This is a genomic window from Prosthecodimorpha hirschii (genome assembly GCF_001305515.1).
GTDB classification, from domain to species: Bacteria; Pseudomonadota; Alphaproteobacteria; order Rhizobiales; family Ancalomicrobiaceae; genus Prosthecodimorpha; species Prosthecodimorpha hirschii.
In genome coordinates this window covers 6053886-6067822 of the sequence record NZ_LJYW01000001.1, presented here as the reverse complement: position 1 = coordinate 6067822, position 13937 = coordinate 6053886, and the positions used below count along the sequence as shown (strand labels likewise).

At 70.7% G+C, this 13937-nt stretch carries 11 protein-coding genes and 1 riboswitch; all 11 genes read left to right on the top strand.

Annotation, left to right across the window (positions count from 1 at the left end):
* Positions 1-28 precede the first annotated feature (28 nt).
* Complete coding sequence (locus tag ABB55_RS26635) at positions 29-385, top strand: DUF6867 family protein (RefSeq protein ID WP_054361538.1); 357 nt, start codon at positions 29-31, stop codon at positions 383-385.
* A 369-nt stretch (positions 386-754) separates the two neighbouring features.
* Positions 755-1873 carry a branched-chain amino acid ABC transporter substrate-binding protein gene (locus ABB55_RS26630; protein WP_054361537.1) on the top strand — a complete coding sequence of 373 codons (1119 nt, stop codon included), beginning with the start codon at positions 755-757 and terminating at the stop codon, positions 1871-1873.
* Positions 1874-2049: 176 nt separating this feature from the next.
* Positions 2050-2271: riboswitch (cobalamin riboswitch) on the top strand.
* A gap of 215 nt (positions 2272-2486) precedes the next feature.
* The gene (locus ABB55_RS26625; RefSeq protein WP_083463978.1) at positions 2487-4415 is read left to right on the top strand and encodes a TonB-dependent receptor plug domain-containing protein; all 1929 of its coding nucleotides are present in this window, start codon (positions 2487-2489) and stop codon (positions 4413-4415) included.
* Between the two features lie 10 nt (positions 4416-4425).
* On the top strand, positions 4426-5352 hold the full coding sequence (locus ABB55_RS26620; RefSeq protein ID WP_083463977.1) for an ABC transporter substrate-binding protein: 927 nt from the start codon (positions 4426-4428) through the stop codon (positions 5350-5352).
* Positions 5353-5354: 2 nt separating this feature from the next.
* Positions 5355-6347, top strand: coding sequence for a FecCD family ABC transporter permease (locus ABB55_RS26615; RefSeq protein ID WP_200912144.1), 993 nt, complete (start codon positions 5355-5357; stop codon positions 6345-6347).
* Positions 6344-7156 (top strand): ABC transporter ATP-binding protein, encoded by an 813-nt coding sequence (locus ABB55_RS26610; protein WP_054361534.1) that lies wholly within the window; start codon positions 6344-6346, stop codon positions 7154-7156. The genes ABB55_RS26615 and ABB55_RS26610 overlap by 4 nt, the downstream gene beginning before the upstream one ends.
* Positions 7153-7830, top strand: coding sequence for an adenosylcobinamide amidohydrolase (locus tag ABB55_RS26605; protein ID WP_054361533.1), 678 nt, complete (start codon positions 7153-7155; stop codon positions 7828-7830). The genes ABB55_RS26610 and ABB55_RS26605 overlap by 4 nt, the downstream gene beginning before the upstream one ends.
* Positions 7827-9125 (top strand): TonB family protein, encoded by a 1299-nt coding sequence (locus ABB55_RS26600; protein ID WP_054361532.1) that lies wholly within the window; start codon positions 7827-7829, stop codon positions 9123-9125. The genes ABB55_RS26605 and ABB55_RS26600 overlap by 4 nt, the downstream gene beginning before the upstream one ends.
* Before the next feature lie 154 nt (positions 9126-9279).
* The gene (locus ABB55_RS26595; protein ID WP_054361531.1) at positions 9280-10512 is read left to right on the top strand and encodes an MFS transporter; all 1233 of its coding nucleotides are present in this window, start codon (positions 9280-9282) and stop codon (positions 10510-10512) included.
* A gap of 280 nt (positions 10513-10792) precedes the next feature.
* The gene (locus tag ABB55_RS26590) at positions 10793-11839 is read left to right on the top strand and encodes a P1 family peptidase (RefSeq protein ID WP_054361530.1); all 1047 of its coding nucleotides are present in this window, start codon (positions 10793-10795) and stop codon (positions 11837-11839) included.
* Between the two features lie 326 nt (positions 11840-12165).
* Positions 12166-13875, top strand: a complete 1710-nt coding sequence (locus ABB55_RS26585) for a methyl-accepting chemotaxis protein (protein ID WP_054361529.1) — start codon at positions 12166-12168, stop codon at positions 13873-13875.
* Positions 13876-13937 lie beyond the last annotated feature (62 nt).

The window sequence follows — 13937 nt, the reverse complement described above, 5'->3', positions numbered from 1 at the left end:
GTGTCGATCCGCAAACGGTAAGGGTCCCATGGAAAAGCTCCAGGGCGTTCTCTACGAAGAGGAAAGCATCCGGCTGTTCATCGCCGTGACGGTGGTCATGGGCGGCTGGGCCGCGTGGATGACCGGCAAGGCCTGCGCCTCGACCTGGCGGCCCTATTGGACCGTCTTCCTCTACATGCTGGTGCTCGGCGCGGTCGTCCGCTTCCTGCATTTCGCGCTGTTCGGCGGCACGCTTCTTTCGGCGCAGTACTACCTGGTCGACATGGCGGTCGTTCAGGTGTTCGCCGCGATCGGATACCGCCAGATGCGAACGCGCCAGATGGTGACGAAATACAACTGGCTCTACGCACCGCTGGGTCCGCTCAGCTGGCGCAGCCGCGTCTGAGGGGTGATCTTCACCGTCGCACGAGATTCGTCCGGCAAAGCCGTTTTTCGGGTGACAACTCGTTGATTTCGGGCAAGGATCGCGCCCCAGCGGGTGGCACCGTCGGCTGGGGCGACGGGCTCGGAGGGAGGCAGCCGCCTCCGCCGAGTTCCGGAACGAAACCCCGATGAAATCCGCAGGCAGGGAATCACGTTCCGGCCCTACCGCCTGAACGTGCCCGGCTTGCGCCGATCGGTTCGGAACCCGGGGGAACCGGGAACGGAGACAGCGGTCGACGCGCTCCGGTCTCGAACCGCCGAATGGGAGGAGGCTCACAGCCGATCGGGGATCGGCGAGGGCCTGGAGCAAACTGTGGAGAGGAGCATTTCCATGAAGAAGATCTGGTTGGCCAGCACCGTCCTGGCGGCCTCGATGGCCTTCGCCGGCATGGCCCATGCCGACATCAAGCTCGGCGTCGCCGGCCCGATCACGGGCCCGAACGCCGCCTTCGGCGCGCAGCTGAAGAACGGCACCGAGCAGGCCGTCGAAGACATCAACGCCGCGGGCGGCATCCTCGGCCAGAAGATCGTTCTGTCGGTCGGCGACGACGTCTCCGATCCGAAGCAGGGCGTTTCGGTCGCCAACAAGTTCGTCGGCGACGGCGTCAAGCTGGTGGTCGGCCACTTCAACTCCGGCGTCACCATGCCGGCGTCCGAGGTCTATGCGGAGAACGGCATCCTGACCGTGACCCCGTCGGCCACCAACCCGAAGATCACCGAGCGTGGCCTCTGGAACGTGTTCCGCACCTGCGGCCGCGACGACCAGCAGGGCCGGCTGTGGGCGGACTACGCCAAGCAGCACTTCAAGGGCAAGAAGATCGCCGTCGTTCATGACAAGACCACCTATGGCCAGGGTCTCGCCGACGCTGCCAAGGGCTTCATGAACAAGGACGGCATCAAGGAAGTCCTGTACGAAGGCGTGAACACCGGCGAGAAGGACTATTCGGCGCTGGTCTCCAAGATCAAGGCGTCGGGTGCCGACATCCTGATGTGGGGCGGCCTGCACACCGAAGGCGGTCTGATCGTGCGCCAGATGCGCGACCAGGGCCTGAAGACCGTGATGATGTCCGGCGACGGCATCACCGACGACGAGTTCGCCTCGATCGGCGGCGACGGCGTGATCGGCACCCTGATGTCGTTCGGCCCGGATCCGCGCAACAACCCGGCCGCCAAGGACGTGGTTGCCAAGTTCAAGGCCAAGAACTTCGATCCGCAGGCCTATACGCTCTATTCCTATGCGGCCGTGCAGATCATGAAGCAGGCGGCCGAGAAGGCCAACTCGCTCGACCCGAAGAAGATCGCCGACGCGATGCATTCGGGCATGACCTTCAAGACGGTGCTCGGCGACATCTCCTACGACAAGAAGGGTGATCGCACCACCGTCGACTACGTCATGTACACCTGGAACAAGGGTGCCGACGGCAAGGTCACCTATACCCAGAACAAGTGATCCGAGCGGACCGAAAGGTTCGATCGCATCCGGAAAGCCGCCCAGCAATGGGCGGCTTTTTCTTTGGCCTCTTGCCGCAAGACGGGGCGACGGGTGCCGGCGGCAGGGCACCGGTGCAACGCAGCGCTGCGCGGACGGCCCGATCGGCCGCTTGACTCTCCCGGTCGTCCTGATCACTCTCGATTTCGTGAAGAGGTTCCGTCGAAAGACGGATGAAAAGGGAATGTCGGTGAGCCGAGGCCGTCTCCGGACGGGCGCGGCGAAGCCGCAGCTGCCCCCGCAACTGTAAGCGGCGAGCCATCTCCCTCAAGCCACTGACGGCCATGGCGCCGTCGGGAAGGCGGGAGACAAGGCCTTGACCCGTGAGCCAGGAGACCTGCCCCTTCCGTCACTCCTGATCCCGATGCGTGGGGCGTCGGATCGCGGCCGTTCCGAGCGGGTGACATGTGTCGTGTCGCCGGAGCCGGGAAAGGCCGCCGGCGGATGATCGGTCGCGATCGCCCGCCGCTTCCTCCTCCCTGCCCTGCGCGATGCCGGTGTTGGAAACGACGGGCCCAGGCGCGCGTCGTTCGGCTGCGGCCCTGCACTGCGGTGCGGCCGCAAGGGGGCATGAATGCAAGGACTTTCGAACAGGCACCGCCGCGCACTGCTGGCGGCCGCAGCGATCTGCATGGACCATGGCGGGCCGGCATCCGCCCAGGAGGGCGCCCGGACCGGAGGAGCCCTCGATCTCGGGACCGTCGTGATCTCGGCCAACCGCACGCCGACCGATGCCGCCAAGGTCGGTTCGGCGGTTACGGTGATCGACCGGGCGACGCTGGAGCGCGCCCGGGAGACCTACCTGAAGGACTATCTCGACCGCGTGCCGGGCCTGAACTTCGCCCAGATCGGCGGCCCGGGCGGTCTGACCACCGTGATGATGCGCGGCGCCAACGCGGCCTACATCATGGTCCGCATCGACGGCATCGAGGTCTCCGATCCGACCAAGACGCAGACCGCCGCGGCGCTCGAACACATGCTGGTCGGCGATGTCGAGCGCATCGAGATCCTGCGCGGCTCGCAATCCGCGCTCTATGGCGGCACCGCCGTCGCCGGCGTGATCGACATCACCACGCGCCGGGCCGACGGCCCGGGTGTCAGCCACCGCGCGGCCGTCGAGGTCGGCTCCTTCGGGACGGTGTCCGGGCGCTACGGCCTTTCGGCGGCGACCGAGACCAGCGAGGTGAACCTCTCGATCGAGCGCAACAAGACCGACGGCATCTCGTCGGCCGATTCCCGCGCCGGCAATCGCGAGAAGGACGGCTACGACAACACCACCTTTTCGGCCAATGCCGCCACGCGCCTGAACGAGGCGTTCCGGGTGTTCGGCGCGCTGCGCTACAGCCGCCACGACAGCGCCTTCGACGATTTCGTCTGGGGCGTCGGCCCGACCGACGAGATCAAGGGCACGCCGCGCAACCGGACCATCGGCGAGGATGCGGGCGTTCGCGTCGGTGCCGATCTCGATCTTCTGGACGGGCGCTGGAAGAACACCCTGTCGGTCCAGCACTACGACACGCAGAGCACCACCTGGGGCGGCTATCCGGGCCACTATGACGGCGACCGGACCAAGCTCGAATATCTCGGCAGTTTCCGGCTGAACGACATGCTGGCCTTCTCGTTCGGCGCCGACTACGCCCGCGAGACGGCGCGCTCTTCCGAAGGCCTGTCCGGTTCGATCGACAATGCCGGCGCCTTCGCGCAGGCCTCGCTGGAGCCGATCGCCGGCCTGACCCTGACCGGGGCGCTGCGCAACGACCACCATTCCACCTTTGGCGACCATCCGACCGCCCGGGCGACGGCGGCCTATCGCCTGTTCGACGGCACCAAGCTGCGCGCCAGCTGGGGCACCGGATTCCGGCCGCCCTCGGCCTACGAACTGTTCGCGCCGATCTATGGCAACAGAACCCTCAAGCCCGAGGAGAGCCGCAGCCTCGATGCCGGCATCGACCAGAGCTTCTGGGACGGCCGGCTGACCCTTTCGGCGACTGTCTTCAAGCTCGATACCCGGGACCTGATCCAGTTCGCCTACGATACCGGCGCCGGTTCCTACCGCTACCTGCAGGTGCCGGGCTTGAGCCAGCGGCGCGGCATCGAACTCGCCGGCAAGGTCCAGGCGCTCGACTGGCTCGCCCTCGACGGCAGCTACACCTTCACGCAGGCCGAACAGGCGGACGGGTCGCCGCTCCTGCGCGTCCCGCGCCACAAGGCGACCGTCGGCGCCACGGTGACGGCGATCGAAAAGACGACGGTTTCGGTGCGCGGAACCTGGGTCGACGACATGCGCGACACGGACTATTCGGTCATCCTGCCCGATTTCAGTTCGCCGGTGCGCAAGCTGCCCGCCTATTTCCTGCTCGACGCGACCGTGACCTACCGGCTGACCGACACTTTCGATCTGACGCTGCGCGGCCGCAATCTGCTCGACCAGCGCTATCAGACCGTGTGGGGCTACGGCACGCCCGGCGCCTCGGTCTATGCCGGCCTGTCGGCGCGGTTCTGAGGCGGGGCGAATGATGCGGCGGGGCGCGGCAGCGGCGGCGATCTTCGGCATGGTGCTGTCCATGACGGCCGCGGCGCGCCTCGAAGCCGCCGAACCGCCCCGGCGCGTGGTCTCGGTCAATCTGTGCACGGATCAGTTGGCCCTGCTGCTGGCGGCGCCGGGCCAACTGGTTTCCGTCTCGAGGCTCGCCCACGACCCGACCATGGCGGCGCTCGCCGGAGCCGCGCAGGGGATCCCGGCGAACAGCGGGAAGGCGGAGGAGATCTATCTGCTCCGCCCGGATCTCGTGCTCGCCGGCACCTACACGACCCGCCAGAGCCTCGACATGCTGCGGCGGCTCGGCATCCGCGTCGAAGCCTTTCCGCCCGAACAGTCCCTCGACGACATCCGCCGGCACATCCGGCGCATGGGTGCGCTGCTCGGCCGCGAGGCCGCGGCGGAGGCATTGCTGGCGCGCTTCGAGGCCGATCTCGCCGTCCTGGCACGCCCGCGGACGGCCGCGTCGCCGCTCGCCGCCGTCTATTTCGGGGCCGCCGGCACCGCCGGGCGCGACAGCCTGGTCGATGCGGTCCTGGCGGCCGCCGGCTGGCGCAACCTGGCCGCCGAAATCGGTGTCGTCGGCGTCGGCCTGCTGCCGTTGGAGCGCCTCGTCGTCGCCCGCCCCGATGCGGTGATCGGAGAGGCCCCCGATCCCGGCGGCCCGGCGCTCGCCCATGCGAGCTATCGGCACCCGGCCCTTCTGGCCGCGATCCGCTCGGCCACCGGCGTCACCGTGCTGCCCGATCGCCTGACCATTTGCGGCGGCCCCTTCACCCTGGAGGCGGTCCGGCAGTTGCGCGCGCTCGGCGACCGCGTGGCGACCGCCCGCCCGCCCGCCGGCGACGGCAGGACCGCCCCCGGACCCGGCGCCGCGCCGGACATCGAGGCCCGGCCATGACCCTGTCGGCGCCGGACCGCTGGCTTCTCCCGCTCCTCGGCGGACTGGCGCTCGTCCTGGCGGCGGTCTCGCTGACGATCGGCGCGGCGGGGCTCGCACCCTCCCGGGCTCTGGCGGCCCTCATCGTCGACGACGGCGCGGTCTCGATCGTGATGCGCGAGATCCGGCTGCCGCGGGCGATCCTGTCGGTCTCCCTCGGCGCCGCGCTCGGCCTGTCGGGCGCCGCCCTGCAGGGCTACCTGCGCAATCCGCTGGCCGATGCCGGCCTGATGGGGATCGGTCCGGGCGCCGCGCTCGGCGCGGTGGCGGCGATCTATGGCGGCGTCTCGGCCCTGTTTCCGCTGGCCCTGCCGCTGATGGCGCTCGCCGGCGGCTTCGTCGCCATGGCGCTGGTGCTGGCCATGGCCGGGCGCGGCGACGGTCCGGCCGGGCTGATCCTCGCCGGGGTCGCCGTTTCCAGTCTGGCCGGCGCCCTGACCGCACTCGCGCTCAGCCTGTCAGAGAACCCCTTCGCCGCCCTCGAAATCGTCTACTGGATGCTCGGATCGCTCAACGATCGCTCGATGCAGCATGTCTGGCTCGCCCTGCCCTTCATGGCCGGCGGCGGCCTGCTGCTGGTCCTCGCCGGGCGCGGGCTCGATGCCCTGTCGCTCGGCGCGGAGACGGCGCGCAGTCTCGGCGTGAACATGACGGCGCTCAGGCTTCTGATCCTCGCCGGCACGGCCGCCACGGTCGGCGCCGCCACGGCGATCGCCGGGGCGATCGGCTTCGTCGGACTGGTCGTGCCGCATCTTCTCCGCCCGTGGGTCGGCGCCCGGCCGAGCCGGCTGCTGCTCGCCAGCGCGCTCGGCGGCGCCGCGCTGCTGACCGCCGCCGACATCGCCGCCGGTCTCGTCGCCCCCGACCGCGACCTCAAGCTCGGCGTCGTCACCGCGCTGATCGGAACGCCCTTCTTCCTCCGCCTGATCGCGGCCGGCCGGAGCGGATCGCGATGACCGCGCTGGAGACCCGCGCCCTGTGCGTCGCGCTCGACGGCCGTCCGGTGCTCGACCGGATCGATCTCGCGCTGCAGGCGGGCGAATTCGTCGGCCTGATCGGCCCGAACGGCGCCGGCAAGTCGACCCTGTTGCGCGCGCTCGCCGGCCTCCTGCCGACGCGCGGCGGCACGATCGTCCTGGACGGCAGGCCCCTCGCCCGCCTGCCCGCCGGCGCGCGCGCCCGGCGCATCGCCTATGTGGCGCAGGCGCGCGAGGTCGCCTGGTCGCTCGACGTCGAAGCCGTGGTCGGCCTCGGCCGGCTGCCGCACCGCGCGGCCTTCGCGCCGGAAACGCGCGGCGACCGCGCCGCGATCGACGCGGCGCTGGCGACCATGGCGCTCGATGGCTTGCGGGGGCACCGGGTCGACCGGCTGTCCGGCGGCGAACTGGCGCGCGTCCTGATCGCCCGGGCCCTGGCCCAGGACGCCGAGTTGCTCCTTGCCGACGAACCCGCGGCGGGGCTCGATCCGGCCCATCAGATCGCCCTGATGACCGTCTTTCGCCGCCTCGCCGGCGCCGGCCGCACGGTGTTGGCCTCGCTGCACGATCTGAACCTCGCCGCGCGCTGGTGCGACCGGGTGATCGTGCTCGCCGGTGGCCGGATCGTCGCGACGGGAGCGCCGGAAGCGGTCCTGGACGCGCGCCTGCTGGCGTCGGTCTACGGCATTGAGGCCCATGTCGACCGCGATCCGGGCGGCCTCCTGCTCGTCCCGACCGGCCTTTCCGCACGGTCGGCCGCCGCCGCGCGCTCGGAGGATCGGCCATGAGCGTTGCGGATATCGCGATCGACTGCCGGCAGCCCTGGCTGATCGCGCGCTTTTCCGGTCCCCGCCGGATGCTGAGCTGGTCGCCGAACCGGCCGGGCTTCTCCCTCGCCGACACGGTCGCCTGGCTCGAAGTGACCAATGCCGATGTGGTCGACCTGACCGATCCGGCCGCCTATCTGCGCGCCCGGCTCGCCGCGGCGGGCTTGGAGCGGGCGGTGGGGCTGATGACGGCCCGCGACGTCCGACGCCATCATCTCACCCGCAGCACGGTCGACGGGATCGGCGCGGTGGCGCTCGTCACGGCCGGCCTGACCAATGGCGAGCGGATCGGCGAGCGCTGCCACGATCCGGCCCTGCCGGCGGTCGCCGGGACGATCAACGCGCTGGTCCATGTCTCGGTACCGCTCACGCGCGCCGCCTTCCTCGAGGCGATGAGCCTCGCCGTGCAGGCGCGCACCGTCGCGGTGGCCGAGGCGGGCATCCGGCGCGGGGGCGCGGTCGTCACCGGCACCGGCACGGACTGCCTGGTCGTCGCCGCGCCGTCGGGGCCGGATCCGGCCATCCATGCCGGCCTGCATACCGCGATCGGCGAGGCCGTCGGGGCCGCGGTCCTGTCCGCCACGCGCGCGGCCGTGGCCGGATGGGTCGCCGATCAGACGGGGACCGCGCCATGACATCCGCAGCGATCCTGCCCGGCCGCGTGCCGTCCCGGCCCATGATCGGCGCGCTGCTGCTCTCGCTCGCCCTTCACGCGGGCGCCGGCGCCATCGTCTCCGGCTTCTGGTCCCGGACGCCGTCGTCCGGTGATCCGGTCGCCCTGGACGTGATCGACGCCGAACTCCTGGAAGCGGGGGCCGTCGGAACGGGCGCCGTCGAACCGGGGGCCGTCGTCGGGGCGCCCGAACCGGCGGGCCGACCGTCCGCACCCGCCGCGACCGGGGACGAACGGGCGGAGGCGGCCGATCCGCCGCCGGTCGCTCCGACCCTGGATGTCGCCCCCGAGGCGGTCGCAGCGATCGCGCTACCGCCGCTGACGGTGCCCGCCGAGACGGCAGCCGTCGACCAGTCCGCGCCGCCGCCCCGCGTCGATGAGGTCATGCCCTCCGAACCGGATCCGAGGCTAGACACGGGCGCCGCGACAGACATGCCGCCGCCCGAGCGAGAGGCTCCGTCACCGGAGACCCGGCCGGCGGAACCCATTCCGATCGCTCCGGCCTTGGCCGCCCCGTCACTGGCCATTCCGGCATTGGCCGCCCCGTCACCGGCCGCCCCGTCATTCACCGCTTCGACGGACGCCATGGTCGTGCCGCCCGGTCCCGAGGCGCCGCCCGCGCCGGCACGCGCGGCCGCCGCGGATGCCCCGCCCGAGGCGACAGATCCGGCGGTTCTGACGCCGCCCCTTGCAGCCGCGACACGGCCGCCGCCCGAGCCGAAGCCGGCCGTCGCGTCCAAGCCCGCCCCCGAACCGGCGCGGGAACCGAAGCCCGCCGCCCCTCCCCGCGCGCGGCCCGAACCGACCCGCCCCCGAAGCGTCGCCGCCACGCCACCCCCCGATCGCTCCTCGACCCGCCCGAAGGCCGACGGCGGTCCGACCGGCGCGCTGGCACCGCGTCCGACCGCACCGGCCAGGGCCGCCACGGCGGCCGGCGGCGGCGAAACCGCCAGACCGGCGGCCCGGGCGGCCGGATCGGGAGAGGCTTCGGATGCGATCGCCCGCTACATGGCGGCGGTCCGGGCGCGCATCGTCAGCCGCCAGCGGCCGGGCGACGGCACCCCGGGCACGGTCGTGGTCAGCTTCGAGGTCCGGCGGGACGGTGGGCTGGAGCAGGTCGCCGCGATCAGCGGCGGCACCGGCGACCTCCAGTCGGCGGCGATCCGCATCGTCCGCGCCGCCGCGCCCGCACCGCCGTTCCCCGAGGCGATCGGCGCGGCACGCCTGCGCATGACCGTCGCGCTGCGTTTCGAATAGCCCGCCAGCCGCCGGAACCGCGTCCGCAGACCGGCCGGCGCATATCAGCAAGATGAAATTGTTTGCCCTGAAGGGGGCGCTAGCGACTGGCGCATTTTACCGTTTGATGGAATGACAGAAGCCCATTCCACAGACGCCGTCGATCGAGGATTTCATGTCGTACGCGGGAACCGGCCCGTCACTCGCCGAGGAGGCCGCCGACGCCCTGGCGCAGGAACGCGGCAACGTGATCCGGCTGACGGTCGCCCAGGCCCTCGCGGGCGCCAATGCGGTCGTGGTCTACGCCACCGGCGCGATCATCGGCAACATGCTGGCACCCAGCCCGGCCCTGGCCACCCTGCCGATCTCGGTCTTCGTGATCGGCATGGCCGCCTGCACCCTGCCGGCCGGCCGGATCGCGCAACGCCACGGCCGCCGGACGGCCTTCCTGGCGGGAACCGGCTGCGGCGTCCTGGTCGGCCTGCTCTCCGCGCTGGCGGTCATCCTCGGCTCGTTCTGGCTCTTTTGCTGCGCGACCTTCTTCGGCGGCGCCTATGCGGCGGTCGTGCTGTCGTTCCGGTTCGCCGCCACCGACGGGGTTGCGCCGGAGCGGCGGCCGCGCGCGCTGTCCTTCGTCATGGCCGGCGGGGTCTTCGCGGGCGTGCTCGGCCCGCAGCTCGTCACCTATACGATGAACCTCTGGCCGCCCTTTCTGTTCGCCGCCACCTATCTCGCCCAGGCCGCCGTGGCGGCCCTCTCGGCCCTGGTCCTGATGGGCGTCCGCCTGCCGCCACCGACGGCCGGCGAGGTCGCCGGCGGCCGACCGCTCGGCGTGATCGCGCGGCAGCCGCGCTTCGTGACCGCCGTCGTCTGCGGCGTCGTCTCCTATCTCCTGATGAACTTCATCATGACCGCGGCGCCGCTCGCCATGCGTCTGTGCGGGCTCACGCAGGAGGATGCCAATCTCGGCCTGCAGTGGCATGTCATCGCCATGTATGCACCGAGCTTCTTCACCGGTCCGCTGATCAGCCGCTTCGGCGCGCCGCGCGTGGTCGCCGCCGGCCTCGCCCTGACCGCCGTGGCGGCCGCGGTCGGGCTCGCCGGGATCGATGTCGCCCATTTCTGGTTGAGCCTGATCCTGCTCGGTCTGGGTTGGAATTTCGGCTTCATCGGCGCGTCCGCCCTGGTGCTCGAATGCCACCGCCCGGAGGAGAAGACGCGGGTCCAGTCGCTCAACGACTTCGTCGTGTTCGGAACGATGGCGATCGGCTCGCTGTCGTCCGGCGGGCTGCTGACCCTCTACGGCTGGGACATGGTCCTATGGGTCTCCTTCCTGCCGCTGGCCGTCGCCGTCGGGGCGCTTCTGACGACCGCCATGCAGAAGCCGGCCGCGCCGGTGCTGCGATAGGACTTTGCTGCGATAGGATTGGGCCGTGACGGGGCTGGGCCGCGACGGGGCTGCCGGACCGGCCGGGCAGCGGACGGCGTGCCGTTTTGCGCACGCGCGCCCGGGGGTGGGCAAGCGCCCAAAGGCTGCTATCGTGGCCGGATGATAAGATTCGAGCCGATCCGATGAGCGCCTCGAGGCGATGCGGGTCCCCGGCCCGCCGGCCGATGCGTGTCGCCGGTCCGGTCGTGCGCTCCCCTGGCGGCCTGCCGGCTCCGGCCGGCACAGATCGATGAGCCCGATGTCCCAACCCGGTCCCACCAACACCATCGTCGACGTTGCCGGCCTCTCCGTCGGCAATGCCGGCGATATCCGCCTCAAGTCCGGCGTCACCGTCGTCATTCCGGAGGAGCCGGCGATCGCGTCGGTGCACGTGATGGGCGGCGCACCGGGCACGCGCGATACCGACCTGCTGGCCCCCGATCAGACCGTCGACCGGGTCGACGCGATCGTCCTGTCGGGCGGCTCGGCGTTCGGGCTCGATGCCGCTTCGGGCGTGCAGGCCTTCCTGCGCGAGCAGGGGCGCGGCTTCGCGATCGGTCCGGTCTCCGTGCCGATCGTCTCGGCCGCGATCCTGTTCGACCTGCTCAACGGCGGCAACAAGGACTGGGGCCGCTATCCGCCCTATCGCGATCTCGGCTACCGCGCCGCCGCCGCGGCGACCGTCGATCCGCCGACGGTCGGGTCGACCGGCGCCGGCCTCGGCGCCACCACCGCGACCCTCAAGGGCGGCCTCGGTTCGGCCAGCCTGCGCCTGCCGTCCGGCATTACGGTCGGGGCGCTGGTCGCCGTCAACGCCGTCGGCAGCGTCACCATCGGCGATACCGGGCATTTCTGGGCGGCCGCCCACGAGATCGACGGCGAGTTCGGCGGCTTCGGATATCCGAGCCCGTTCCCGCCCGACGCCACCATGGCGCGCCTGAAAGGGGCGATCCGCGACGACGCCGGCCTGACCGCCGCCGATCCGAGCCTCGGCGGCAACACCACCATCGCGCTGATCGCGACCGATGCCATCCTGACCAAGGCGGAGGCGAAGCGCCTGGCGATCATGGCCCATGACGGCATGGCGCGGGCGATCTATCCGGCCCACACCCCCTTCGACGGCGATCTGGTCTTCGCCCTGTCGACGGGGCGCATCCGGCGGGCGGAGCCGATCGCCGACTTCGTCGACCTCGGCATCGCCGCCGCCGACGTTCTGGCGCGCGCCATCGCCCGCGGCGTCTACGAGGCGCGGCACACCGCCGGCGATCTGGTCCCGGCCTGGCGGGTCAAGTTTTCGGCCAGCTGACACCCGCCGCCCCGGAGTGCAAGGAATAACCGGCCGCGTTCAGCGCGAGCGCGGTCAGAAATCTGCGGTTTCCATAACGTTTTTGAGTCACCAAGACGATTTCGCACGTGGTTTATTGAGTCTTTATTCAGAGTTGAACCGCACGATCTGAAATATCGGTTGTCTATGGCGTTGCGGAGACCTGCAGATCAGCACCTTCGCACCGTCGATCGCATGCCGCGAGGGATAGCCGTACGCGTCTGTCTGGGGTCCGAGCGGTGCCGTGGCCATAGACAGGCGCGATGCCGGATTTCAGATCTCGATCCCACTGCGGGAGTTCTCGTAACATGCAATTGCGCCAGATCATCCTCGGTTTGAACGCAGCCTCCTTTCTGGTCGCCGCCACCCTGTCCGGCATCATCTTCTTCCTGGCCGGAGAATATCGGGAGGCGGCGCGGCGGACGGAGGACGGCATCACGGCCCTGCGGCAGCAGACCGATGCCGACATGGCGCATGATTCGATCCTGGCGGCGGTCTATCGGTCCTACTATGCGGCCAGCACCAAGGATGCGGCGATGCTCGCCGAGGTCCGGGCCGACCTGAAGTCCTACGAGGAGATCTTCGCCTCCCGTCTGGCGAAACTGGAAACGGTGGAACTCGGCGCCAAGGCGCGCGCGGCGGCCGCCAAGGTCAAGCCGGCGCTGCAGGCCTATGTGGTGACGGCCGGCGCCCTGATCGAGAATGCCAGTCGCGGCGACCTCGCCAGCCTGACCGCCCGACTGCCCGAATTCGATCGCGCCTTCAAGGTGCTCGAAGAGGAGATGGAGCAGGTCAGCAACCTGGTCGAAGCCGCCAACGAGGAGGTGCATGCCGATACCGAACAGGCGGTCGCGATCGGCGATGCCAGCAAGTGGATCGGCCTCGCCTTCGCGATCCTGATCGCCGGCATCATGGTCCTGGTGGCGGACCGGCGCATCAGCCGCCCGATCTCCTCCATGACCGCCCAGATGCGCCGCCTTGCGGAAGGCGATACCTCGACCGACATCAGCCATGCCGACCGCCCTGACGAAATCGGCGCCATGGCGCGGGCCGTGCAGTTCTTCCGCAACACGATGCTCGATCGGGAACGCCTGGAAACGACCGCACGCCAGGAGGAGACCAAGCACGACGCCCAGAGCCGCGAATTGGAGCGGATCATTCTCGACTTCCGCCGGGACGTGAGCGCGGCGATCGAACAATTGTCCAACGGCACCCGTTCGATGGACGGCTCGGCCGCCTCGCTGCGCAGCGTCGCCGGGTTGACCGCCAGTCAGGCCGATACCGCGGCCCGCGCCTCCGGCCGGGCGTCCGCCAATATCGAGACGATCACGGCCGCGACCGAGGAGATGGGAACCTCGATCGCCGACATCGCCGATCGCGCCAACCGGGCCTCCGGGATGGTCGCGAAGGTCGCCGCCGTGGCCAGCCGGACCAATGCCGACATGGCCGCCCTCGCCGCGACCGCCGAGGAAATCGGCACCGTGGTCGAGATGATCCGGACCATCGCGGACCAGACCAACCTGCTCGCCCTCAACGCCACCATCGAAGCCGCGCGCGCCGGCGCGGCCGGCCGGGGCTTCGCGGTGGTCGCCTCCGAGGTCAAGTCGCTCGCCGAACAGACGGCGAAGGCGACGGGCGACATCGCCCGCCGCGTCGAGGCCATCCAGACGGCCGCCCATGCGACCGAGGGCTCGGTCCAGGAGATCGCCGGGACCATCGACGGCGTGACCGACCTGACGGCCTCGATCGCCGCCTCGGTCGGCGAGCAGGATCGCGCGACGCGCGAGATCGCCGCCAACATCACCGAGACCTCGCGCGGTTCGGCCGAAGTCGCCAACAGCGTCGGCGGGCTGCGCGGAGCGGCGAGCGAGACCGAGGCCGCCGCGGCAGAGGTGAAGCGCGTCTCGGACGATCTGGCGGCCGTCGCCGGGCGCCTCGGCAGCACGGTGGACGGCTTCCTCAAGGTGATCACCGAGGAGGTGCGCCAGCGCCGCGACCGGCAGCGCAGCGCAGCCTGAGGTCATCCCCGCGACGCGATCCCGCGCAACCGGGTCTTGGGCGCCCGGCCGGTTCCTCCGGC